Genomic DNA, 24101 nt, shown 5'->3' on the forward strand with positions numbered 1-24101 from the left:
GTGGATCGACGCGGCCCCCGCCCGCACCCCGCTGGAGTGTCCTCGATGTCCCGACGCCGTGCCCGTTCCCCCCGCGCCCACGAACGGTACGTCCCCCGCTGGCCGCTCCTGGCCGGAGCCCTGGCCCTGCTGTTGGTGGCCCTCGTCGGCGGCTACACCGGGGGCCTGCTCGTGTCCGGAGGCGACCGGCCCGAGGAGCCGGAGATGACCACGGCCTCGGGCATCCTGGTCCAGCCGCCCGGAGCCCCCGAGGCCGAGGAGCCCACCGAGGAGCCGTCGGAGGAGGAGGTCGTCCACCCCGCGGGCCTGGACCCCGCGCTCGTCTACGCGGTCCAGAGCGTCCACGGCGGCCGCGTCATGGACGTCGCGGGCACGTCCACCGCCAACGGCGCGCACATCCACCTGTGGGACCGCCACGACCAGACCAACCAGCAGTGGCGCTTCGTCCCCGTGGACGGGGGCTTCTACGAGATCGAGGGCGTGGGCAGCGGCAAGCTCCTGGAGATCCCCGCCGACCCGGCCGCGCAGCCCGGCGCGGCACTGCTCACCCGCACCGGTTCGCCCAACCAGCACTGGTCGCCCATCGAGGTGGGGCCGGGCGTGGTCCGCCTGGTCAACCGGGCCACCGGCCAGGCACTGGAGGCGCAGGGCGGCGCCCCCGACAACGGCACCAGGGTCGCCCAGGCGCCCGACGGCGGCCACGCCCACCAGCAGTGGCGCCTGCTGCCCCTGGGCTGACCCCGCCCGGGGTCACTCCCAGCGGAAGAGGCGGCTGGCCAGGACGCCGCAGACCAGCGCCCACACGGCCAGCACCGCGAACGCGCCCGGGCCCGGCAGGGAACCGTCGGCCAGGACCGTGCGCAGCCCCGAGCTGAGCGCGGTGATCGGCAGAGCCGACGCCGCCTGCTCCAGCGGTCCGGGGAAGCTGCTGACCGGGAAGAGCACCCCGCCCAGGCCCAGCAGCAGCACGTACACCAGGTTGGCCCCGGCCAGGGTCGCCTCGGCCCGCAGCGTGCCCGCCATCAGCAGGGCCAGCGAGCTGAACGCGGCGGTGGCCAGCAGCACCAGCGCCACGGCCGCCAGCACGCCTGCCGGGCTCACCGCGGGCGACCAGCCCAGCGCCAGCGCCACCGCGCACAGCACCACCGTCTGGATCGCCTGCACGCCCAGCACGGCCAGGGTCTTGGCGGCCAGCAGGCCGAAGCGCGACAGCGGGGTCGCCCCCAGCCGCTTGAGCACCCCGTAGCGGCGTTCGAAGCCGGTGCCGATGGCCAGGCCCGTGAACGACGTGGACATCACCGCCAGCGCCAGCACGCCGGGCGTGAGCGCGTCCACCCGCGCCCCCTCACCCACGTCCAGCACCGAGGTGAGGCTGAAGCCCACCAGCAGCAGCACGGGGATCACCATGGTGAGCAGGAACTGCTCGCCGTGGCGCAGCATGACCCGCAGCTCCATCCCGGCCTGCGCGGCGACCATCCGCCACATCGGCGCGGCCCCGGGCGCGGGGGTGAACAGCGAGGCGTCGTCGCCTCCGGGAGCGGGCGCGTCGGCGGTCGCCCGCGCGGAGGCGGTGGAGGTGTGCTCGTGCATCAGTCGCGCAGTTCCCTGCCGGTGAGTTCGAGGAAGACGTCTTCGAGGGTACGCCGCCGCACGCGCAGGTCCTCGGCCAGGACTCCGGCCGAGGCGCACCAGGCGGTGACCGTGGCCAGGAACTCCGGTCCGGGCGCGCCCGCGCCGCCGGGGAGGACCGCGTACTCGCGGCGGCCGTCTGCCGGGCCCTGGACCTCCACCCGGCTGCCCTCGGGCAGGGCGGCCTCCAGCAGGGCGGTGTCCACCGGGGCCTCGGCGGAGAAGCAGACCTCCCTGCGCTCCCCGGTCAGCTCGGCCGGGGTGCCCTCGGCGACCACGGCGCCGCGGTCGATGATGACCACGTGGTCGGCCAGCCGCTCGGCCTCCTCCATGTAGTGCGTGGTCAGGATCACCGCCACGCCCGCCTCGCGCAGGGCCGCCACCAGGTCCCAGGTGGCCATGCGCGCCTGCGGGTCCAGGCCCGCGGTCGGCTCGTCCAGGAAGACCAGTTCGGGGCGGCCGACCACGGCGCAGGCCAGGGACAGGCGCTGCTGCTGGCCGCCGGACAGGCGGCGGAAGGGCGTGGTGGCCACCGAGGTCAGACCCAGCCGCTCCAGCAGCAGGCGGGGCTCGATCGGCCGGGCGTGGAAGGAGGCCATCAGCCGCAGCCACTCGGCGGCGCGGGCGCCGGTGGGCACGCCCCCGGACTGGGGCATCACCCCGACGCGGGGTTTGAGGGCGCCGGAGTCGGCCACGGGGTCCAGGCCCAGTACCCGCACCCGTCCGCCGTCGGCGCGGCGGAAGCCCTCGCAGATCTCGATGGTGCTCGTTTTGCCCGCTCCGTTGGGACCGAGCAGAGCCGTCACCGCGCCCCGGCGCGCGCTGAAGGTGAGGCCGGTGACTGCGGTGGTGGCGCCGTAGCGCTTGACCAGGTCGACGACCTCGACCGCGGCTGTGTCCATGGGCCCTGAGTCTACGTGCGGCCCGGCGGAGGGCTTCACCGCCCCGGCCGGGGCGCCCGGGGCCCGGCGGCGCGCCGAACACTCCCGTCCGCATCCCGATACGGCGGTCTCGGAATATGGTCGTCGGGAAGGATCGCGGGCCCGTCCCTGTTCGTGTCCGCGAGGTTGCCGTTGCGTGAACCCCCTGTAAGGCAAGCCTGTCCTTGGTGACCAAGTCCATGGGGTCGGGTTTGCCTCGGCGGACTTATTTACGCCACACTGATGTTGTCAAAACCAGAGGGCCGCGTCAGAGAGGGAGGGGAAGACTGTGTCCGAGGCGTCCAGTGTGACCCGTCCCCTGGCCGGAACGGAGCGCGGGGCCGAGACCGGCACCCGCGCACGGGTCGCGCGGCTCATCCTGGAGAAGGGCCCGATCACCGCCTCCGCCCTGGGCGAGCGGCTCGGGCTCACCCCGGCGGCCATCCGCCGCCACCTCGACAACCTGACCAGCGAGGGCATGGTCGAGGCCCGCGACGCCCGGCCCCACGGCGGGCGACGCCGCCGGGGCCGCCCGGCGCGCGTCTTCGCCATCACCGAGGCCGGACGCGACGCCTTCGTCCACGCCTACGACGACCTCGCCACCAGCGCGCTCCGCTTCCTGGCCGACACGGCCGGTCCCGGAGCCGTGGGCGAGTTCGCGCGCAGTCAGGTCGCCGACCTGGAGCGGCGCTACAAGCCCCTGCTGGACGCGGTTCCCGCGAAGCAACGCGTCCGGCTGCTGGCCGAGGCCCTCTCCAACGACGGCTACGCCGCCACCGCGGGCCAGGCGCCCGCACCCGGCGGCGGCGACCAGTTGTGCCAGCACCACTGCCCCGTCGCGCACGTGGCCGCCGAGTTCCCGCAACTCTGTGAGGCCGAGATCGAGGCCTTCGCGCGGCTGCTGGGCACCCCGGTGCGCAGGCTGGCCACCATCGCCCACGGCGACGGTGTGTGCACCACCCACGTCACCCCCCGGGGCGACGCGGCGAGCGGGGAGGACGGCACCCCCGCGGCCAAGGCCATCCGCCAGGCGGCGGACGGCTCAGTTCACCACAAGGACGTCTGAGTCCAGGAGGAGTCCGCGCATGACGTCTATCGCGCATCCCGAGCTCGAGGGGATCGGAACATACGAGTACGGCTGGGCCGACTCCGACGCGGCCGGGGCCTCGGCCCGCCGCGGTCTCAACGAAGAGGTCGTCCGCGACATCTCCGCCAAGAAGGACGAGCCGGAGTGGATGACCAAGCTCCGCCTCAAGTCCCTACGGCTCTTCGACAAGAAGCCCATGCCCAACTGGGGCGCGGACCTGTCCAAGATCGACTTCGACAACATCAAGTACTTCGTGCGGTCCACGGAGAAGCAGGCCACCTCCTGGGAGGACCTGCCCGAGGACATCAAGAACACCTACGACAGGCTGGGCATCCCCGAGGCGGAGAAGCAGCGCCTGGTCGCCGGTGTCGCCGCGCAGTACGAGTCCGAGGTCGTCTACCACCAGATCCGCGAGGACCTGGAGGAGCAGGGTGTCATCTTCCTGGACACCGACACCGCCCTCAAGGAGCACCCGGAGATCTTCGAGGAGTACTTCGGCTCCGTGATCCCGGCCGGCGACAACAAGTTCGCCGCGCTCAACACCGCCGTGTGGAGCGGCGGGTCGTTCATCTACGTGCCCAAGAACGTGCACGTGGAGATCCCGCTCCAGGCCTACTTCCGGATCAACACCGAGAACATGGGCCAGTTCGAGCGGACCCTGATCATCGTCGACGAGGGCGCCTACGTCCACTACGTCGAGGGCTGCACCGCGCCGATCTACAAGTCGGACTCGCTGCACTCCGCGGTCGTGGAGATCATCGTCAAGAAGAACGCCCGCTGCCGTTACACGACCATCCAGAACTGGTCCAACAACGTCTTCAACCTGGTCACCAAGCGCGCCGTGGCCGAAGAGGGCGCGACCATGGAGTGGATCGACGGCAACATCGGCTCCCAGGTCACCATGAAGTACCCGGCCGTCTACCTGATGGGCGAGCACGCCAAGGGCGAGACCCTGTCCATCGCCTTCGCGGGCGAGGGCCAGCACCAGGACACCGGGTCCAAGATGGTGCACTGCGCGCCCAACACCTCCTCCACCATCATCTCCAAGTCGGTGGCACGCGGCGGGGGCCGCGCCTCCTACCGGGGACTGGTGCAGGTGCAGGAGGGCGCCGACCACGCCAAGTCCTCGGTCAAGTGCGACGCGCTGCTGATCGACACCATCAGCCGTTCGGACACCTACCCCTACAACGACCTGCGCGAGGACGACGCCGAGCTCGCGCACGAGGCGACCGTCTCCAAGGTCAGTGAGGACCAGCTCTTCTACCTGATGAGCCGGGGCATGGACGAGGACGAGGCCATGGCCATGATCGTGCGCGGGTTCGTCGAGCCCATCGCGCGCGAGCTGCCCATGGAGTACGCGCTGGAACTGAACCGGCTGATCGAGCTTCAGATGGAAGGAGCGGTTGGTTAAGTTGACCAGCCCGAGCACCGAACCCAAGGCCCACAGCCACGGCCTGGGGGAGATCCCGTTCTCCAAGTTGGCCACCCACGGGTCCTTCGACGTGAACGACTTCCCCGTCCCTGGCGGCCGCGAGGAGGAGTGGCGCTTCACTCCGATCCGCCGCCTCAAGGGCCTGCACGACGGCAGCGCCGTCGCCGACGGCACCGACAAGCTCGACGTGGACGCCCCTGAGGGCGCCACCGTCGAGACGGTCGGCCGCGGCGACGCGCGGCTCGGCACCGCCGGGTTCCCCGCCGACCGCGTCACCGCCCAGGCCTACACCTCCTTCGAGGAGGCCACGGTCATCACGGTCGCGCAGGGCGCGGCCCTGGAGCGGCCGATCACCGTCAACCGCCAGGCCCAGGGCGGCACGCGCTACGACCAGTTCGTCCTGGACGTCAAGCCGCTGGCCGAGGCGGTCGTGGTCCTCAACCAGACCGGCACGGGCGTGCGCGCGGGCAGCGTGGACATCCACGTCGGCGAGGGCGCGCGCCTGACGCTGATCAGCGTCCAGGACTGGGACGGCGACGCCGTCGACGTCTCGCAGCACAACGCCCAGGTGGCCAAGGACGCCACGTTCAAGTCGATCGTGATCACCCTGGGCGGCGACCTGGTCCGGCTCTCCCCGAAGGTGGCCTACAAGGGGCGCGGCGCCAACGCCGAGCTCCACGGGCTGTACTTCACCGGCGACGGCCAGCACCACGAGCACCGCTCGCTCATCGACCACAACATGTCCAACACCCGCTCGCGGGTGGAGTACAAGGGCGCGCTGAGCGGCAAGGACGCCCACGGTGTGTGGATCGGCGACGTGATCATCGGTGAGGGCACCACCGGCACCGACTCCTACGAGCACAACCGCAACCTCCAGCTCACCGACGACACCCGCGTGGACTCGGTGCCCAACCTGGAGATCTTCACCGGTGAGGTGGAGGGCGCCGGGCACGCCGCCGCCAGCGGCCGCCTCGACGACATCCACCTGTTCTACCTGCGCTCCCGGGGCATCCCGGAGGACGAGGCCCGGCGCCTGGTCATCCGCGGCTACTTCCTGGAGCTCATCAACCGGATCCCGGTCGAGGAGCTGCGTGAGGAGATCATGGCCAAGGTCGAGCGCAAGCTGGCCGCCCATGAGTGAGGCCGGACGCTGGGTGAAGGTCGCCGAGCTCTCCGAGATCCCCGAGGAGGGGGCCCTCGGGGTCGAGACCGACGACGAGACACCCATCGCCCTGGTCCGCAGCGAGGGCGAGGTGTACGCCGTGCGGGACGTGTGCTCGCACGCCGAGGTCCGCCTGTCCGAGGGCGAGGTCGAGGACGGCACCATCGAGTGCTGGCTGCACGGCTCCTGCTTCGACCTGCGCTCGGGGGCGCCGATCAACCCGCCCGCGACCCAGGCGGTCCCCACCTACGACGTGAAGATCGACGGCGAAGACGTGCTCGTCTCGCTGGATGAGAAGAATTCCTGAGGCCTGAAATGACCAAGTTCGAAATCCGCGGCCTGCGCGCCGACGTCCTCATCGGTGAGGACGAGCGGCAGGAGATCCTCAAGGGCGTTGACCTGACCGTCAACTCCGGTGAGACCCACGCCATCATGGGCCCCAACGGCTCGGGCAAGTCCACCCTCGCCTACGCGATCGCCGGCCACCCGCGCTACGAGATCACCGAGGGCGAGGTCCTCGTCGACGGCGAGAACATCCTGGAGATGAGCGTCGACGAGCGCGCCCGCGCCGGCGTGTTCCTGGCCATGCAGTACCCGGTCGAGGTCCCGGGCGTGTCCATGTCCAACTTCCTGCGCAGCTCCGTCACCGCGGTGCGCGGCGAGGCCCCCAAGCTCCGCCAGTTCTCCAAGGAGCTCCAGGGAGCGATGAAGGACCTGTCCATCGACCCGGCCTTCGCCGCCCGCGGCGTCAACGAGGGTTTCTCCGGCGGTGAGAAGAAGCGCCACGAGATCCTCCAGCTGGAGCTGCTCAAGCCCAAGGTCGCCATCCTGGACGAGACCGACTCCGGCCTGGACGTCGACGCGCTCAAGGTCGTCTCCGAGGGCGTCAACCGCGCCAAGGCGAGCGGTGAGATGGGCGTCATGCTCATCACGCACTACACCCGGATCCTCAACTACGTGAAGCCCGACTTCGTGCACGTGTTCGCGGGCGGCCGCGTCGCCGAGTCCGGCGGCCCGGAGCTGGCCGACGTGCTGGAGGCCGAGGGCTACGAGCGTTTCGTGAAGGCGGGCGCGTAACCGATGACCACAGTCCGCGAGTTCGGTCGGGCCGGGGCGGCCCCGCTCGACGTCGCGGCGATCCGGGAGGACTTCCCGATCCTCTCCCGGACCGTCCGCGACGGGCGGCCGCTGGTGTACCTCGACTCCGGGGCCACCTCGCAGAAGCCCCGTCAGGTGCTCGACGCCGAACGTGAGTTCTACGAACGCCACAACGCGGCGGTGCACCGTGGCGCGCACCAGCTCGCGGAGGAGGCGACCGACGCCTACGAGGCGGCCCGGGAGACCATCGCCCGGTTCATCGGGGCCGACGCCGGGGAGGTGGTGTTCACCAAGAACGCCACCGAGGGCGTCAACCTGGTGGCCTACGCGCTGAGCAACTCCGCGACCGCCGACGAGGAGCTGCGCCGCTTCCAGGTGGGGCCCGGCGACGAGGTCGTGGTGACCGAGATGGAGCACCACGCCAACCTGGTGCCCTGGCAGCAGCTGTGCCAGCGCACCGGGGCGACCCTGCGCTGGTTCCCGGTGACCGACGAGGGGCGCCTGGACCTGTCGGGGATCGCCGACCTGGTCAACGAGCGCACCAAGGTGGTGGCGTTCAGCCACCAGTCCAACGTGCTGGGCACCGTCAACCCGGTCGGGGAGATCGTCGCCCGGGCCCGCGAGGTCGGCGCGCTGACCGTGCTGGACGCCTGCCAGTCGGTCCCGCACATGCCGGTCGACGTGGCCGCGCTGGGCGTGGACTTCCTGGTCTTCTCCGGCCACAAGATGCTCGGTCCCAACGGGATCGGGGTCCTGTGGGGGCGTCGGGAGCTGCTGGAGGCCATCCCGCCGTTCATCACCGGCGGTTCCATGATCGGCGTGGTCCACATGGAGTACTCCACCTGGGCCGACCCGCCCCAGCGCTTCGAGGCCGGCGTGCCGATGGCCCCGCAGGCCGTCGGCCTGGCCGCGGCCTGCGACTACCTGTCCCGCGTGGGCATGGAGCGGGTCGCCGAGCACGAGCACGCGCTCACCGAGTACGCGCTGGAGCGGATCGGCGCCCTGGAGGGCGTGCGGATCGTCGGCCCCACCGAGGCGGTGGACCGCGGCGGCGCCGTGTCCTTCGCCGTGGACGACATCCACCCGCACGACGTGGGCCAGGTCCTGGACGACCGGGGCGTGGAGGTCCGGGTGGGCCACCACTGCGCCTGGCCGCTGCACCGCAGGCTGGGCGTCGTCGCGACCACGCGCGCGTCCTTCTACCTGTACAACACGCAGGAGGACGTGGACGCGCTCGTGGAGGCCATCAGGGCCGCGCAGAAGTTCTTCGGAACCCGGCCCTAGAGCGAGGAACAGCCTGACCATGCAGTTGGACGCGATGTACCAGGAGATCATCCTGGACCACTACCGCAACCCGCACCACAAGGGCCTGCGCGATCCGCACAACGCGGAGGCGCACCACATCAACCCCACCTGCGGGGACGAGGTGACGCTCCGGGTGGCGCTGACCCCCGCCGAGGGCTCCGACGGCCTCGACCGCGAGGCCGTCGTCAGCGACGTCTCCTACGAGGGGATGGGCTGCTCGATCAGCCAGGCCAGCACCTCGGTGCTGACCGACCTGCTCATCGGCCGCACCGTCGCCGAGGGCATGACCACCCTGGACGCCTTCACCGAGCTGATGCAGTCCAAGGGCAAGGGCGAGCCCGACGAGGACGTGCTGGAGGACGCCGTGGCGTTCGTCGGCGTGTCCAAGTACCCCGCGCGGATCAAGTGCGCCCTGCTGGGGTGGATGGCCTGGAAGGACGCCGTGTCGCAGTCCCTGGAGAAGGAAGCCGTCTGATGAGCGAGAACGAGACGACAACGACCGAGGCCGTCGAGGGCGCCCCCCTCTCCCCGGAGGCGGAGGCGCTGGTCGAGGAGATCAGCGAGGCGCTCAAGGACGTGATCGACCCCGAGTTGGGCGTGAACGTCGTCGACCTGGGCCTGCTGTACGGGGTGAACGCCGACGACAGCACCATCACGCTGGACATGACCCTGACCAGCGCGGCGTGCCCCCTGACCGACGTGATCGAGGACCAGGCCACCAGCGCCCTGGACGAGTTCGAGCGCGACGTCAAGATCAACTGGGTCTGGATGCCGCCGTGGGGTCCGGACAAGATCACCGACGACGGGCGCGACCAGCTGCGCATGCTGGGCTTCAACGTCTGACACGCGCCGCACGCGCGGAACGGGCCGGCCACCCCTCGGGGACCGGCCCGTTCCGTGTGTGCGGGGCCGCTGCCGCGGGGCTCCGGGGTCCCTTCCGGTGCCACGGCGGTCGGTGGCGGTCCGCTTCGCGGGGACGGGAGCGGCCCCCGCGCGGTCGGGCGCGGGGGCCGTGGGAGCCTCAGGGCCTTCGGGCGCGGGCGCCCGGGCCCGTCAGTAGACGAGGGGGTTGAACTGGGGGGCGGCGAAGGTGCCGCCGGCGTGGAAGTCGACGCTGCGGCCGGCGGGGATCCGGTACTGGGTGGTGGTCTTGCTCGGGGAGTTGGCCCAGGTGCCCCGGATCGTCACGGAGTAGGAGGTGCGGGAGGCGTTGAGGCCGGTGCTGGTGCACTGGCCGGGGTTGACCACGAAGGTGGTGAAGTTGCCGAAGTCGGCGTAGGCCGTGTAGTCGGAGGACACGTTGCACAGGCGGAAGGTGCCCGCGGCCGCGGCGGGGGTGGCGGTGCCCACCGCGAGGCCGAGGGAGAGCAGGAGGCCCAGGGCCAGGGTGAGGGCGAGCGACTTGCCTCGTGAGAACGCGGCGGACATGGAACTCCTCAGTGTGGTCGTGGGACAGGGGGTGAGACCGCACCCGGAAGGGGGCGGTGAGTAGTCAACCACACGCACGGGGCCACTTCTAGGGTTTGTGTGTTTTTGTTTCTGTCTTTGTGTGTGTTCATGCAGACTTCGTGTGCTTTCAGGGTGTCGTAACGTCCCGTTCGCCTGGGTGGCCGGACCGTTCGGCGGCCCCGGCACACGAAGAGCGCCCGCCGCCGGGAGGCGACGGGCGCTCGTGGCGAGTCGTGCCTAGTGCGCGGCGAACATGCCCGCGCGCAGCTCCGCGGCGATGTCGTTGTCACCGCGCAGGGACAGCAGGTCCACCAGAGACTGGGGGTCGGCGAACGCCTCGTCGTCGCTGTCGGTGATCCGGCGGGAGAGGATCTTCAGGGCGTCCTCGGTGGAGGCGGGCGCGGTGTAGCCGCTCAGGTGCAGCGCCCGGGCCGTGGGGGAGTGGCCGCTCAGGTCGGTGGCGGGCAGCTTGCGCGCGTCCAGCCGGTCCCCGGCCACGGTGATGAACACGCGGTCGCCGGGCTGGGCGGCCTGGCGGCGCAGCAGGGGGCGCAGGGAGTCGAACGCCGGCTGGTCGCGCCAGACCAGCACCAGCAGGTCCGCGCCCGGGGCGGTCAGGCACAGCAGCCGCCCGGGCTGGAGGCCCAGGTGGGTGGCGTACCCGGTGGGCACGGCCACGGGCGCGCCGTTGAGGTGGTCGGCGGTGATGTCGATGCGGTGCCACCAGCGCCCGTCGGGGGCGCGGAAGCAGCGGGCCGCCATGGCCGGGTCGCTCGCACCGGGCCGCGAGGGCGGGACGGGCGGCGCGGCCGGGGCCGTGGTCGGCAGGCCGTGGGCCTGTCCGGGAGCCGGGCCCAGCGGCACGACGCGGTGCGGGTCCAGGGCGGCGGCGCCGAAGGCCGCGGGGACCTGCTCGGGACCGGGTCCGTGCTGGTGTGAGGGGACGGGCTCGGCCGGGGCCGCGGACGGCTGCGCGTCCATGCGCCGCCGTATGGGCAGCCCGTTCTCGGTGGTGGCCCCCGAGTCCTCCGGGGCGGTGTGGCCCGGGTGGTTGGCGGGCATCTCCATGGGCACCGACGGGTCCGTGAACACGTGCCCGTCCCGCAGGCTCACCCCCGGGGTGCTCAGCAGCCAGGCGCGCAGCTCCTGCTGGCGGATGCCGATCCGGCTGAGCCTGATCCCGGCCTCGGTCATGCTGGGGGCGTCGTCCAGCAGCTCGCGGGTCTGCCAGCGCAGCCGGTTGGGGTCGTCGGCGATCAGCCAGCCGTTGTGCATGCGCCGGTCGGTGAACAGGGTGATGATCACCCGCCACAGAGGCGTGTTGAGGGTGGGCACGTCCACCGGGTGGTCGGGGTGGGCGTTGATCAGGCGGTCGATGGTGGTCGCCGCGCCCAGCTGCTCGGACAGCTCGCGCAGGTGCTTGGTGATCGCGGCGCCCTCGGGCGCGTTGAGCCAGCGCAGCAGGCGTTCCTCCACCTTGCGCTGGGCGGAGCGGATCTCGGTGACGTCCACCGCGATCTGCTCCGAGAGCACGCGGATGCTGATGGGGTCGGTGGCGAACAGGCGCTCGGCGGCCACCGTGCGCTCCAGTTCGGGCCAGGAGCGGAACATCTCCTCGACCAGGTCCACCAGGGGGTGCTGGCCCAGCGCCGGGGCGGGGGGGCGCTCCTCGGCGTGGTCGGGCCGCATGGCCTTGGGCGGACCGAAGCTGGGGCGGCGCAGGGTGCGCCCGGGCCCCAGCAGGGAGCTGCGGAACTGCGAGCGCAGGTCGCCCGCGCCCTCGCTGCGGGCGCCGTCCCCGCCCACGGCCTCGGTGCGCAGGGCGGAGCCGGGGATCATCGCGGCCGAGCTGACCATGGCCGTGGCCGCCTGCTCCCGGACCGCGGAGCCGGAGGGCTCGGCCTCCTCGCCGCGCTGGGCGCGCAGGGCCCGCAGGGTGCGGATCGCGCGCGTGGCCGGGGTCTGCGGCGGGGCCGCGTGTCCGGGGCTCTCGGTCCCCATCCCGGAGCCCGTGGCCGCGGTGAGGTACTCCAGCGCGCTGTGCACGTGCTCGGGCGCGGAGTCGGGCAGCCAGTGGGCGATGGTGCGCACGGCCTCCATCATCAGGGCGGGGGAGGGGGTGGGGCCCCCGGGAAGCTCGCAGCAGGGCTGGAGCGCGCGCCAGGCCACCGTGCTCAGGATGTCCATGGGATCGCAGTCGGCGAGCGCCCACGTGCCGATCTCCTGAGGACTCGTGGAGATGAGGCGTTCCCAGTCCCCGGCGGTGGCCGCGACCGCGCCGCGCACGGGCTCGGAGAGGTCGGAGCAGTCCACCAGCTGGGTGCGCAGGCTCGGCAGGAACTCGGCCAGCGGCAGGTGCGACCAATGCTCCAGGGCCAGGCGGGCGATGCCGTGCGCGAGCCAGGGCGGTCCCGCGATGTCCAGGACGCGTGCGACGGGCAGCGAGTGCCACCAGCCGTCGATCAGACGGTCGTGGTGGAGCAGGGGAGCCACGTCCGGCGACCTCGACCACCGCAGTGCGGGTGCGAGGTCGACGAGGCAGATCGGAGAGACGGCGTTCATCCGCTGGGGACCTCGACCTCCTGGTGTCTGCACGTGAATTGGGGAGGAACCGCACGGGCCTTCGGTTCGATGCACCACAGTACGCGCCCCTCACCCGCGGGGAGGCCGGACGGGAGACCGGTCCGTGCGCCACGGGCGGGCACGGCCAGCCGGGGGACAGGGGTGCCGTGAGCACTTCCCCGAGATCGTACGTCCCCTGACGCCACATGGGTACCCCCGGGCGTGCCAGGTCCGCCGCGACCGGACCGTGACTGCCTTGTGTGATGACCGTGACGAGGGCGTTCCGGCCCCCGGGCCCGCGCCGACGTGTGAGCTACCTCATAGCCGGCCCCGGGTTCTTCCCGGGCCCACCGGTCGTTGGTGTTCACGGCGCCTTCATATGGGCGTCCCCCGCGCGCAACGGGCGCGCACGACCGGTCCGGGAAGCATGGAGGTCGGCGGGGTGTGACGACACACTCCGTCCCAGGCACTCCGTCGTCGGCCGCGGGTATGCTGGAAGGGCACTTTCCTTCGCCCGGGCGACCTTTCCAGCCGGACGGCCGCGCCCGGTGGCCGACAGGGGTCGACGGTGTTCGGACACGGGTGGTGGCCGGACCGCGGCCCGACACCACGATCGCCGTACCCGCGCACCCTCGGCGCGCGCAGGCGTGGGACGGTCGAGCCGGATGATTGGTTGACGTGACAGACCTTGAGACGAATCCCCCAGCGGCCGCTCGCCTCCACAGACCGGATCCCATCCGGTCCTACGTGGCGATCGGCGACAGCATCACCGAGGGGATGGAAGACGACAGCGGCCCCGACGGAGAGTACCGGGGCTTCGCCGACCGACTGGCGGAGCACCTGGCCACGGTGACCCCAGACTTCCGCTACGCCAACCTGGGCGTGCGCGGACGCCGGATGCGCCACATCTTCGGCGAGCAGCTCGACCAGACGCTGGCCTGGAAGCCCGACCTGGTCACCGTCCTGGCCGGGGGCAACGACGTCCTGCGTCCGGGAGGGGACCTCGACCGGCTGGCCGAGCACTTCGAGTGGGGCATCCGCCAGCTGCGCGACGCCGGAATCCGCGTGGTGATCCTGTCCGGCCACGACACCGGGTGGATCCCGGTCCTGCGCTACTACCGCGGCCGCATCGCCGTGTTCAGCATGCACATGCGCGCCGTCGCCGAGCGCACCGGCACCGAGATCGTCGACCTGTGGGCGCTCAACGCCCTGACCGACTCCCGTGCCTGGAGCGAGGACCGCCTGCACCTCAACGGCGCGGGCCACCAGATCGTCGCCGCGCGCGTGGCCGACCTGCTCGGCTTCCCCATGGGCCCGCCCGAGTCCTGGACCGACCCGTGGACCACCCCGCCCCGGCAGCTGCCCCGCATCCTGCGCCGCCGCGAGAACCGCCGCTGGGCCCGCCAGTACCTGGTGCCGTGGCTGCGCCGCCGCGCCATGGGCCGCTCCTCCGGGGACGGCCGCCTGCCCAAGCGCCCCGAGCTGGACTACCTGCACGACGAGGACACCCGGTCCCGGATCGCCAGGAGCATCGAGGAGGGCAAGACCTGGGAGGGCACCTACAACGGCTTCGACCCCGCCGAGAGCGCGCCCACCAGCAGCCCCTCGGGCACCAAGGGCCCCGACCCCGTGGACTGAGCCGTCCGCCCACGCGCGACGGCGCCCGTACCGGACCCGGTGCGGGCGCCGAGCGCTCCGGCGCTCAGCTGCGCGACAGGGACTGGATGAGGTCGCTGATGTGCACCACGCCCAGGCACTGGCCGTAGGAGTTGGTGGCGATCAGGTCGTCGTAGACCCGCTCGGTGTCCTGGCCCGCCACCCGCAGCGCCGCCAGCGCCGACATCCACGCCGGAACCGTGCGCGGGGACTCGGCCAGCCGCAGCGCCGGCCGCTTGGCGTGCAGGGCGTGCCCGTAGCGGCCCGTCACCGACAGCAGGAACCGCGTCCGGTCCACCACCCCGACCGGGCGGTCCCGGTGGTCGATGAGGATGACGCTGTTCAGCGCCGGGTCCCCGGTGAAGGACTCCAGCACCTGCTCCGCGGTGGCGTCGGAGTCCAGTCCCACGGGCGGCACCATGAACTCGGTGACCCGGGGGCCGGAGTCCTCCTCCCCGCCCTGTCCGGCGCTCGGCTCGGGCACCGGGGTCACCCGCTCGCCGGGCCGCCACGCGCTGTCGGCGAAGAACGGTCCCGTGCCCACACGTATCCCGCAGCGGCGCAGCCGCACCACGTCCTCGACGCTGCCCACGCCCGAGGCCAGCGCGTACACGCCGCTGCCCCGGCCGATCCGCGCCAGGCCCTCCACCACGGTGGCGTGCCGCTGGTCCCCGGCCACACCGGAGACGATCGCCGGGTCGATCCGCATCAGGAACGGCGCGGCCTCCACCACCAGGTCCGGGCGCACCATCGCCGTCCCGAACCCGCACCGGAAACCCGCCGCGCGCAGCCGGGAGACCCCGGACACCACGGTCCTGCGCGCCAGCTCCGCCATGTCCGGGCTGAGCATGAAGGTGATGTCGCGCGGTCGGCGGCCCGCACGGCGCAACAGGCTCTCCACCAGGGGGGCGAACCCCTCCCCGGCCAGGATCCGCGCGGGCAGCGGCAGGACCATCGGCAGCAGGCTCTCGGACACGGCGGTCTCGCGGACCAGGGCCAGGAGCCACTCGGCCACGGCCGCCTCCTCCTGGGGTGTCACCTCCGCGTAGGAGCCCCGCGCGGAGGGCGGCGGTGAGGCGGTGACCTCGACGGCCACGACGGTCCCCGAGTCCAGGTCGACGACGGGCTGGTAGCCGGGAGCGCCCGGGGCGCGGCGGGCGACCGCACCCGGCCCGTCCGGATGCGCCGTGGGAGTGTGTTGGGGATGCAGCGCAGTCACAGTTCTCATGGTGACCCCGAATCGGTCCCACCTGAAGACTTGTCCTCGGCTGTTCCCCTCAGCTTCACCGGGGTGTGGGGAGGGCGGTTCGACGGCGTTCACGTCCGGAGGCAATCGCGTACCGACGGTGAGGGCTGCTTTCCCGGAAGTGTTCGGACCCGCCCGGCGTACACACGACACCGCCCGCCGGGTTCGTCCCGACGGGCGGTGTCGTGTGCGCCTACGCGGAGGGGCCGCGTCCGGCGGGGTCAGGCGCGGCGGAAGACCACCGCGATGTTGTGGCCGCCGAACCCGAAGGACTCGTTGATGGCCGCCACGTCGCCCGCGGGCATGTCCCGGGGCTTGTCGCGGACGATGTCCACGGCCACGCCCGGGTCGAGCTCCTCGATGTTGATGGTCGGCGGGATGCGCCCGTCGTGCAGCGCCAGGATGGTCGCGATCGACTCCACGGCGCCCGCGCCGCCCAGCAGGTGGCCGGTCATGGACTTGGTGGAGGTCACCGCGACGCGGTCGGCGACGGAGTCGCCCAGAGCGGTGCGGATCGCGCGGGTCTCGCCCACGTCCCCGGCCGGGGTGGAGGTGGCGTGCGCGTTGACGTGCACGATGTCCTCGGGGGTGAGGTCGGCGTCGGCCAGGGCCTGGGTGATGGCACGGGCCTGGCCGGTGCCCTCCGGCTCGGGCTGGACGATGTCGTAGGCGTCGTTGGTGTAGCCCACGCCCGAGGCGTGCGCGTACACGCGGGCGCCCCGGCGGGCGGCGTGCTCGGCCGACTCCAGGATGAGGATGCCCGCGCCCTCGCCCATGACGAAGCCGTCGCGGTCCTTGTCCCAGGGGCGGGAGGCGTGCTGCGGGTCGTCGTTGCGCGTGGACAGCGCGCGCATGGACGCGAACGAGGCGATGTTGAGCGGGTGGATCGCGGCCTCGGTGCCGCCCGCGATCACCACGTCGGCGCGCCCGGAGCGGATCATGTCCACACCGTTGGCGATGGCCTCGGCGCTGGAGGCGCAGGCGCTCACCGGCACGTGCGAACCGGCCCGGGCGGTGTACTCCAGGCTGATCGCGGCGGCGGGGCTGTTGGGCATGAGCATGGGCACGGTGAAGGGGGAGACCCGCTTCCAGCCCTTCTCACGGAAGGTGTCGTACTGCTCCAGGATGGTGAGGATGCCACCGATCCCGCTGGAGACCACCACGCCCAGGCGGATCGGGTCCACCTCGGGGGAGCCGGCGTCCTGCCACGCCTCCTGCGCGGCGATCAGCGCGAACTGCTGGGTGCGGTCCAGGCGGCGCAGGCGCGGCCTGGGGAGCTTCTCGGAGGGTTCCTGCGCGATCTGCCCGGCGAAGTGCACCGGGAGCTTCTCGTGCCACTCCTCCGGCAGCATGCTGATGCCGGAGCGGCCGTCGAGGAGCGCGGACCATGTGGTCGCGACGTCACCCCCGAGGGGGGTGGTGGCGCCGAGGCCGGTGACGACGACATCGGTCTTGGACATGATCCGATCGCCCTTCTCGTGGGTCGTTCCCGGCTGCGGGGCCGGGGGCGTTGGCGGATGTGGGGGGAAGCCGGTCGTGACGGCGGGTCGGGCGGCGGGACGGGGTGGGTCCCGCCGCCCCGAACGGCCTACTTCTGGATGAAGTTGATGACGTCCTGGACCGTCTTGAGGTCCTTGAGCTGGTCGTCCGGGATCTCCACGCCGAACTTGTCCTGGGCGGCGACGGCGATCTCCACCATGGACAGCGAGTCGATGTCCAGGTCGTCGACGAAGCTCTTGTCCGGGGTGACCTCGGAGGCCTCGGTCCCGACGATCTCCTCGATGATCTCGCCGAGGCCCTTGAGGATCTCCTGCTCGGTCTGCTGGGCCATGTCGTCTTTCTCCTTGCTCGGTGATTCGTGTCGGCTCAGGGACACCACGTGAGCCGTGGGCTCGCGGGCCCGACCGGCGTGGTGTGACCGCGGGTTCGGGCGGGTGCTCAGGGGATGCGGATCACCTGGGCGGCGTAGACCAGCCCCGCCCCGAAACCCAGGGTGAGTACGGTGCTCCCCGACGGCAGCTCCCCGCGTCCGATCATCCGCGAGAGCGCGAGAGGGATGGACGCGGAGGAGGTGTTGCCAGCGGTGACGATATCGCGGGCCACGAGTGCCTGGGGCGCGCCCAGCTTCTTGGCGATGGCCTCCACGATGCGCAGGTTGGCCTGGTGCGGGACGAAGGCGGTCAGCTCCGAGGGCTCCACACCCGCCCTCTCCATGGCCTCCAGGGCGACCTTGTACAGCTCGGTGGTGGTCCAGCGGAAGACCGCCTGGCCCTCCTGCCAAAGGTACTTGCCCTCGCGCAGGTGGATCTTGGCGGCCCGCTCGCCGGAGGAGCCCCACACGACGGGACCGATGCCCTGCTCCTCGGAGGCGGAGACGATCGCGGCCCCGGCGCCGTCGGCGAAGATCACACAGGTGCCGCGGTCGTCCCAGTCCACCCAGTCGCTGAGCTTCTCCGAGCCGATCACCAGCACGTTGCGGGAGCTGCCGCCGCGGACCATGTCCGCGGCCACGCCCAGGGCGTAGCAGAAGCCCGCGCAGGCGGCGTTGAGGTCGAAGGCGCCCGGGGCGGTGATGCCCAGCTTGGCGGCGACGGTGGCGGCAGTGTTGGGGATCTGGTCCTGCACGGTGCAGGTGGCCACGATCACCAGGTCGATGTCCTCGGGGGACAGGCCGCCGGCGGCCAGGGCCTTGCCGCCCGCCGCCACGGCCATGCTGGTCACGGTGTCCTCGGAGCCCGCGATGCGCCGCTCCCGGATGCCCACGCGGCTCTGGATCCACTCGTCGCTGGTGTCGACGCGCTCTTCGAGGTCGGCGTTGGTCACGACCCGGGAGGGCTGGTACTCGCCGAAGGCGGTGATCGACGCGCCTCCGGGAGCTCTCGGGGAGCTGAACATGGTTAGCCTTCCTGGTCGGTGGCCGCGGGGTTCCCGGCGTGCTCCTTGACGAGGGCGCCGGCGCGGTCGAGGTCGTCGGGGGTCTTGACCGCGAGGAGTTCGACCCCGCGCAGGGCGCGCTTGGCCAGGCCGGTGAGCGTGCCGGCCGGGGTGAGCTCGATCATCGCGGTCACGCCCAGGTCGGCCAGGGTCTGCGTGCACGCGTCCCAGCGGACCGGGGAGGAGACCTGGGTGATGAGGCGCTCCAGGTACTCGGGTCCGCTCTCGACCACGGCGCCGTCGGCGTTGGAGAGCAGGCGCACCGTGGGGTCGGAGGGGGACAGGGGGGCCGCGGCCGCCCGCACCCGCTCCACGGCCGGGGCCATGTGCTCTGTGTGGAAGGCGCCCGCGACCGACAGGGCGCGCAGTCGCGCCCGCTCGGGCGGGTTCTCGGCGAAGGCCGCGAGCTGCGCGGTGGTGCCGGCGGCCACGATCTGGCCGGAACCGTTGTCGTTGGCCGCGGTCAGACCGGCGGCGGCGATCGCCGCCAGCACCTGCTCGCGGTCGCCGCCGAGCACGGCGGTCATACCGGTCTCGGTCCGCGCCGCGGCGTCGGCCATGCCCCGGCCGCGTTCGGCCACCAGGGCCATCGCGTCCTTGGGGGACAGGACACCGGCGATGGCGGCGGCCGTGAACTCACCGACGCTGTGGCCCGCGACGGCGTCCAGCAGGGCGCCCTCGGCGGGCAGCGCGGGGGAGGGGGCGGCCAGGGGGCCGAGCACGGCGGAGGCCGCGACGAGGCCGGCCCCGACCAGCAGGGGCTGGGCGACCGCTGTGTCACGGATCTCGTCCGCGTCCGCGGTGGTGCCGTAGCGCACCAGGTCCAGCCCGGCGACCTCGGACCACGCCTCGACCTGCGCGGAGACACCGGGCAGTTCGAGCCACGGGGAGAGGAATCCGGGAACTTGGGCGCCTTGGCCGGGAGCAACGATTACAAGCACGACATCAACCTTGCCCTGTAGGAGATCACCGGTCAGAGGGGGAGGAGCACGAACTTACTCGACACCGTTTGTTGGGACTCCACAAAACGGTGCTGAACGTGCTCCCTCGGACCCGGAACCGGTGGGAGAGGTCACCCTCCGACGGTACGCTGCGCGCGCGCCCGGTCACGCCAGCGGTTCGCGCCCGCCGGGGACACGGGGCGGCCCGCCGGCCGGGTGCCGCGGGATGCGAACCTGGAGAGGTGAACACCGAACCCCACCAGACCCCGGACGACCAGGGCGCCACGGCGGACCCGGAGGGCGCACCCGCCTCCGTGCCCACGGAGCAGGAACGCGTGCGCGCCGAGACCGTGCGCCGCCTGGAACGCTCCATGGGCGCGCTCGGCACGGCCGCCGTGGCCCGCATGGAACAGCGCCTGGGCTGGTTCCGCCGGATGTCGGCCGAGGACCGCTCGTGGATCGGCCTGGTCGCCCAGTCCGGGGTGGCCGCCTTCGTCGACTGGTTCCGCAACCCGGTGCGCGGCCGCCCGGCCATCACCGTCGAGGTCTTCGGCACCGCGCCGCGCGAACTCACGCGCTCGGTCTCCCTCCAGCAGACCGTCGACATGATCCGCGTGGTCATCGACGTGGTCGAGGGACAGGTGGAGGAGCTGGCCGCCCCCGGCGGAGCCCAGCAGCTGCGCGAGGCCGTGCTGCGCTACACGCGCGAGGTGGCCTTCAGCTCCGCGAAGGTCTACGCGCGCGCCGCCGAGGCGCGGGGCGCGTGGGACGCGCGCCTGGAGGCCCTGATCGTGGACGCCCTGCTGCACGGCGACCAGGAGGACGGCCTCCAGACGTGGGGTTCGGCGCTGAGCTGGTCGCACACCCCGGTCGTCGCGGTGGCCGGGGAGGTCGGCGACGACGACGGCGGCAAGGTCCTGGACGACCTGCGCTCGGCCGCGCGCCGCCTCGGCCACGACGTGCTGGCCGGGATGCAGGGACGCCGCGTGGTCGTGGTGATCGGCGTGGGGGACCGCTACCCGGCGCAGGACCTGCCCGCGGCCGCCGCCGAACCGCTGGCCGGGCTCTTCGGCTCGGGCCCGGTGGTGGTGGGGCCCGCCGTCCCCGACCTGCGGTCCGCGGGGGCCTCGCTGCGCGCCGCGGTCAACGGGCTGCGGGCCGCGGTGGCCTGGCCGGACGCGCCGCGCCCGGTGCTCGCCGACGACCTGCTGCCCGAGCGCGCGCTCCAAGGCGAGGCCGAGGCACGCAGGCAGCTGGTCGAGGAGGTGTACGTGCCCCTGCTGGGCGCGGGGTCGCCGCTGCTGGACACCCTGTCGGTGTACCTGGAGCACGCCTCGTCGCTGGAGGCCACCGCGCGGATGCTGTTCGTGCACCCCAACACGGTCCGCTACCGGCTCAGCCGGATCGCCGAGCTCACCGGGCGCACGCCCTCCGACGGGCGCGGCTCCTTCGTCCTGCGGGTGGCGGTCGCCCTCGGGCGGCTCGCGCGGACCGACGGCGCCTGATCCTCCGGGGGCGGCCGGTTCGGGTGCCTCCGGGGGCGGCCGGTTCCGGTCACGGTCCCGCGGAGGGGAACCCGCCGCGTAACCTGATCGTTGCCTGCCATGTCAGTCCCCTTATGGAAGTTTCACCAGAGCCGGGTATGTCGGTAACTGGTTGTGTACGCCCGGGGACCACATGAAAAGGGATAGCTTTGTGGTGGGCGGGTTGCTGACGGGACCGTTGAGGCTGCGTCATCCTCGGGCGGAGGTCCCCGCACCGCCCCGTCACGACGTTCTTGGGGGGTCAACGCTGTGGTCGAGCGACCGAGGATAGGGTCCCGGCTCTTCCGTCCGATGATCGATTACGTTCTCGCGCCCACTCAGGAGGGTGAGCTGCGCAGACGGGCGCTGTTCTGGCTCCCCGCGCCGCTGCCCGTGCTGGGCGTGGTCTACCTGCTGGTCGGCGGCCAACTGGCCGCCGCGGGGTGGACGATACTGCTGGCCGCCAGCGTGGGCGTCGGAACGATGCTGCTCGCGCTGGTCGTGCAGCCCACGCCCCTCCCCGAGGGGCTGGTGCCGCAGGTCTCCGCGCGCCGCTCGCTGCACCGCTTCCGCCAGTTCACCGGGCTGCGCATCACGCTGGCCCTGGTCCCGGTGGTGATCGGCGCTGCCGCGTCGGTGATCGGCGGGGGCCTGTACCCGCTGTTCGCCGCGCTGGCGCTGGCCTGGCCGCAGCTGCTGCTGGCCCTGCCCACCTTCTTCACCATCACCAGGGCGCGCCGGGCCATGGAGGCGTGGGGCACCACCGCCTACCTGTGGCACGCGCTGTCGCGCCCGGCGAGGGTGACCTGGCCGGTCCTCACCCCCGCGGCGCGCAACTGGCGCGCCTGGCGGGCCGAGAACGCCCGGCAGGACCGGCGCAAGTCGGAGGAGGAGAAGGCCTGGAAGGAGGCCGTGCGCGAGGAGAGCGAGCAGGCGGGCGGCACCGCCGCCGACCCAGCCGCCACGGAGCGCACCCGGCCCATCCGGCCGGTGGACCAGGAGGCCACCGACGTGCTCCCGCACCTGGACTCCGGGCGCCCGAAGGCGTCCTCCGACGCCGACGGGGAGAAGCCGACCGAGGTCCTGCCGCACCTGGGCGCCGCGTCGGGGGACGGGGAGTCCGGCAGGGAGGTCCGGCCGACGCGGGCGATGCCCCACCTGGACGGGGACGCCGAGGCCGGGGACGACGGGGAGGACGGCGCCAGGGCGGAGGCCGCCCCCGCCCGCACGCCCCGCGGCACGGTGAACCGGGCCCGCCACATCCTGGAGCAGGGCAGCGGCGCCCTCGGGCTCTCGGTGCGCAGGCCGCGGCGCGGCGCCCAGTCCAGCCGGCGCCCGACGCCCAACAAGCCCTGACCTGACAAGGTCATGCCCCGTCCGGGGGCGCCGCCGGCCGGTCCCGGCCCGCGGCGCCCCCGGCGGCGTCTCGCGTCCGCTCCGCTGGTGGGGGCCGCGCGCCGGTGCGCGGTTCGTCAGAGGTCCGCGGTCATGCGCACGTCGGGCAGCGCGTCGCCCCCGCCCTGGGCGCAGTGGTACCAGGAGGCCCTGGCCGCGCGCCCGTCGAAGTCCACCTGGCCCAGGGTGTTGCCGAAGTAGGGGGCCGACCCCAGGCCCCAGCGCAGATCGGGCTCGGGTACCCCCGCCAGCCGCGTCAGCAGCCACCCGATCGCGCGCAGCGGGCGGCTCACCGACAGCCGGACCATGCGGCGCATGCTCGTCGGGGCCTGGTTGCACAGCGGGGAGGAGACCAGCTGGGTCACCCGGCTCGCGCCGCCCCCGCGGTGGCGGGCGCGCGCCAGGTAGGAGAAGTGCACGTCCCCGCCCAGGAACAGCACGGTGGCCGGGGCCGGGCCCCGTTCGCCCCGCGAGAGTTCGCCCACGGTGTCGGACAGGCGGCGGAAGGAGTACTGGAAGGCGGCCCAGTGCTCCAGGTCGATGTCCTGGCGCAGCCGCTCGGCGGGCCCCGTCAGCCACCGCCCCCAGGCGCCCGCGCACACCGCCTCGTTCCAGGCCTCCAACCGGTGCACGGCCGGGGGCAGCAGCACCGGCACGGTCGAGGCGACCACGACGTGGTCCGGCCCGCCGGTCAGGTGCCCGTCCAGCCAGTCGTGGCCCTGGGGTCCCAGGATCGACCTGGAACCGTCGGAGGGGTCGCCCTCGCCCAGGGCGCGGGAGCAGCGGGTGTCGGCCATCACGAGCCGGACACCGCCGAAGTCGTGGTGGTGCCCCCACTGGTAGCTCGAAGGCTCGCTGTGGGCCTGCCAGGCGAAGGCGTCGACCAGCTCCTCGGCGTCGCCGTCGGCGTCGCGCACCCGCTTCCACAGCCGGTCGCCCTCCCTCTCCTGCTCGGAGAGGTTGCCCAGGTGCTGGTACACCCAGTAGGAGCCCAGGCCGCTGGTGATGCGCCTGCGCCACCAGGGCTGACGGTCCATGGCGCGCCGCCAGGCGGCCGAGGTGTTCCAGTCGTCGCGGACGTCGTGGTCGTCGAAGACCATCAGGGTCGGCACGGTGGACAGCAGCCACCGCACCTGCGGGTCGCTCCAGGCCTGCCGGTACAGCTCGGCGTACTCGTCGTAGTACACGACCTCGTCGTCGGGGTCGTCGCGGGCGCCCCCGCGGGCGCGCCGCTCGCGCAGGAACGCGAGCATCGACTCCTGCACCTCGTCGGCGTAGACCTGGTCGCCGATGAGCAGCAGCGCCAGGTTGCCCCCGACCGGTTCGCGGGCCAGCCGCCGGGCCGTGGCGCGCAGCATGTCGGGACCGTAGCGGACCACGCCCTCGGGGGAGTCGTGGGTGGGCGTGTGGCAGGACCCGTACAGCAGCCGCGTGGGCGCCTCCGGGTCTACGGTGCGCACGGTGCTGGGCGGGAAGGAGCTGTCCGGCTCCGGCCAGACCCGGTCCTCGTCCAGGAACACCTCGTAGGGCAGGCGGGAGCCCGGGGCCAGCCCCGCGACCGTGCAGACGGCGTAGTGGTGGCCGTGCACGGTGAAGGTCCGGGCGGTCGCCTCGGCGGCGCCGTCGACCACGACGCGCACCGCGCAGGGGGCGTCCGTCTCCACCCACACTGTGGCGGTGGTCTCCCCCGGGTGCCTGAGCAGGGGCCCCAGAAGTAAAGAAGCAGTCACCGTTTCGCCTCCTTTTGACCAGGTTCGCACAT

At 72.7% G+C, this 24101-nt stretch carries 22 protein-coding genes; 12 read left to right on the forward strand and 10 right to left on the reverse strand.

Annotated elements, in window-relative coordinates; translation table 11 throughout:
* Positions 1-45: 45 nt before the first annotated feature.
* Complete coding sequence (locus G011_RS0123050; protein WP_019610538.1) at positions 46-738, forward strand: RICIN domain-containing protein; 693 nt, start codon at positions 46-48, stop codon at positions 736-738.
* Between the two features lie 12 nt (positions 739-750).
* Here G011_RS0123050 and G011_RS0123055 read toward each other — a convergent pair whose 3' ends face one another.
* Both G011_RS0123055 and G011_RS0123060 read right to left on the reverse strand, forming a co-directional pair.
* Positions 751-1590 (reverse strand): ABC transporter permease, encoded by an 840-nt coding sequence (locus G011_RS0123055; protein ID WP_019610539.1) that lies wholly within the window; start codon positions 1588-1590, stop codon positions 751-753.
* Complete coding sequence (locus tag G011_RS0123060) at positions 1590-2531, reverse strand: ABC transporter ATP-binding protein (RefSeq protein ID WP_019610540.1); 942 nt, start codon at positions 2529-2531, stop codon at positions 1590-1592. The genes G011_RS0123055 and G011_RS0123060 overlap by 1 nt, the downstream gene beginning before the upstream one ends.
* 307 nt (positions 2532-2838) lie before the next feature.
* On the opposite strand from G011_RS0123060, the gene G011_RS0123065 reads away from it, so the two are divergent.
* The 8 genes from G011_RS0123065 to G011_RS0123100 are packed head-to-tail and all read left to right on the forward strand — an operon-like array spanning position 2839 to position 9476.
* Positions 2839-3615, forward strand: coding sequence for a metalloregulator ArsR/SmtB family transcription factor (locus G011_RS0123065; RefSeq protein WP_019610541.1), 777 nt, complete (start codon positions 2839-2841; stop codon positions 3613-3615).
* Positions 3616-3634: 19 nt separating this feature from the next.
* Entirely contained in the window at positions 3635-5047 is a 1413-nt protein-coding gene (sufB, locus tag G011_RS0123070; RefSeq protein WP_013153980.1) for a Fe-S cluster assembly protein SufB, read from the forward strand.
* A 1-nt stretch (position 5048) separates the two neighbouring features.
* On the forward strand, positions 5049-6209 hold the full coding sequence (gene sufD / locus G011_RS0123075; protein ID WP_019610542.1) for a Fe-S cluster assembly protein SufD: 1161 nt from the start codon (positions 5049-5051) through the stop codon (positions 6207-6209).
* Positions 6202-6537 (forward strand): non-heme iron oxygenase ferredoxin subunit, encoded by a 336-nt coding sequence (locus G011_RS0123080; RefSeq protein ID WP_013153978.1) that lies wholly within the window; start codon positions 6202-6204, stop codon positions 6535-6537. Before sufD ends, G011_RS0123080 begins: the two co-directional genes overlap by 8 nt.
* Positions 6538-6545: 8 nt before the next feature.
* Positions 6546-7307 carry a Fe-S cluster assembly ATPase SufC gene (gene sufC / locus G011_RS0123085; protein ID WP_013153977.1) on the forward strand — a complete coding sequence of 254 codons (762 nt, stop codon included), beginning with the start codon at positions 6546-6548 and terminating at the stop codon, positions 7305-7307.
* 3 nt (positions 7308-7310) lie between these two features.
* On the forward strand, positions 7311-8612 hold the full coding sequence (locus tag G011_RS0123090) for a cysteine desulfurase (RefSeq protein WP_019610543.1): 1302 nt from the start codon (positions 7311-7313) through the stop codon (positions 8610-8612).
* 19 nt (positions 8613-8631) lie between these two features.
* On the forward strand, positions 8632-9108 hold the full coding sequence (gene sufU / locus G011_RS0123095) for a Fe-S cluster assembly sulfur transfer protein SufU (RefSeq protein WP_019610544.1): 477 nt from the start codon (positions 8632-8634) through the stop codon (positions 9106-9108).
* Positions 9108-9476: a metal-sulfur cluster assembly factor gene (locus G011_RS0123100; RefSeq protein ID WP_013153974.1), complete on the forward strand. Its 369-nt coding sequence runs from the start codon at positions 9108-9110 to the stop codon at positions 9474-9476. Before sufU ends, G011_RS0123100 begins: the two co-directional genes overlap by 1 nt.
* Positions 9477-9686: 210 nt before the next feature.
* Here G011_RS0123100 and G011_RS0123105 read toward each other — a convergent pair whose 3' ends face one another.
* Positions 9687-10061: a hypothetical protein gene (locus tag G011_RS0123105; protein WP_019610545.1), complete on the reverse strand. Its 375-nt coding sequence runs from the start codon at positions 10059-10061 to the stop codon at positions 9687-9689.
* Positions 10062-10319: 258 nt separating this feature from the next.
* Entirely contained in the window at positions 10320-12644 is a 2325-nt protein-coding gene (locus G011_RS0123110) for a hypothetical protein (RefSeq protein ID WP_019610546.1), read from the reverse strand.
* A 747-nt stretch (positions 12645-13391) separates the two neighbouring features.
* Here G011_RS0123110 and G011_RS0123115 point away from each other — a divergent pair.
* Positions 13392-14282 (forward strand): SGNH/GDSL hydrolase family protein, encoded by an 891-nt coding sequence (locus G011_RS0123115; RefSeq protein WP_019610547.1) that lies wholly within the window; start codon positions 13392-13394, stop codon positions 14280-14282.
* A gap of 64 nt (positions 14283-14346) precedes the next feature.
* Here the strand turns inward: G011_RS0123115 and G011_RS0123120 are convergent, their stop codons facing one another.
* From G011_RS0123120 to G011_RS0123140, 5 genes are all read right to left on the reverse strand, one after another.
* Positions 14347-15528, reverse strand: coding sequence for an EAL domain-containing protein (locus G011_RS0123120; RefSeq protein WP_369757420.1), 1182 nt, complete (start codon positions 15526-15528; stop codon positions 14347-14349).
* 239 nt (positions 15529-15767) lie between these two features.
* Positions 15768-17006, reverse strand: a complete 1239-nt coding sequence (gene fabF, locus G011_RS0123125) for a beta-ketoacyl-ACP synthase II (protein WP_013153969.1) — start codon at positions 17004-17006, stop codon at positions 15768-15770.
* 128 nt (positions 17007-17134) lie between these two features.
* Positions 17135-17377, reverse strand: coding sequence for an acyl carrier protein (locus G011_RS0123130; RefSeq protein ID WP_013153968.1), 243 nt, complete (start codon positions 17375-17377; stop codon positions 17135-17137).
* A 107-nt stretch (positions 17378-17484) separates the two neighbouring features.
* Positions 17485-18441: a beta-ketoacyl-ACP synthase III gene (locus G011_RS0123135; RefSeq protein ID WP_013153967.1), complete on the reverse strand. Its 957-nt coding sequence runs from the start codon at positions 18439-18441 to the stop codon at positions 17485-17487.
* Positions 18442-18443: 2 nt separating this feature from the next.
* Positions 18444-19421 (reverse strand): ACP S-malonyltransferase, encoded by a 978-nt coding sequence (locus G011_RS0123140; RefSeq protein ID WP_026338572.1) that lies wholly within the window; start codon positions 19419-19421, stop codon positions 18444-18446.
* 242 nt (positions 19422-19663) lie between these two features.
* Here G011_RS0123140 and G011_RS0123145 point away from each other — a divergent pair, with 242 nt between their 5' ends.
* Entirely contained in the window at positions 19664-20926 is a 1263-nt protein-coding gene (locus tag G011_RS0123145) for a CdaR family transcriptional regulator (RefSeq protein WP_019610550.1), read from the forward strand.
* A 330-nt stretch (positions 20927-21256) separates the two neighbouring features.
* On the forward strand, positions 21257-22300 hold the full coding sequence (locus G011_RS0123150; RefSeq protein WP_019610551.1) for a hypothetical protein: 1044 nt from the start codon (positions 21257-21259) through the stop codon (positions 22298-22300).
* A 116-nt stretch (positions 22301-22416) separates the two neighbouring features.
* On the opposite strand, the gene G011_RS0123155 is transcribed toward G011_RS0123150, so the two are convergent.
* Entirely contained in the window at positions 22417-24069 is a 1653-nt protein-coding gene (locus G011_RS0123155) for an alkaline phosphatase D family protein (RefSeq protein WP_026338573.1), read from the reverse strand.
* Between the last annotated feature and the right edge of the window lie 32 nt (positions 24070-24101).

It is taken from the genome of Nocardiopsis sp. CNS-639 (genome assembly GCF_000381685.1).
Classification (GTDB): Bacteria; Actinomycetota; Actinomycetes; order Streptosporangiales; family Streptosporangiaceae; genus Nocardiopsis; species Nocardiopsis dassonvillei.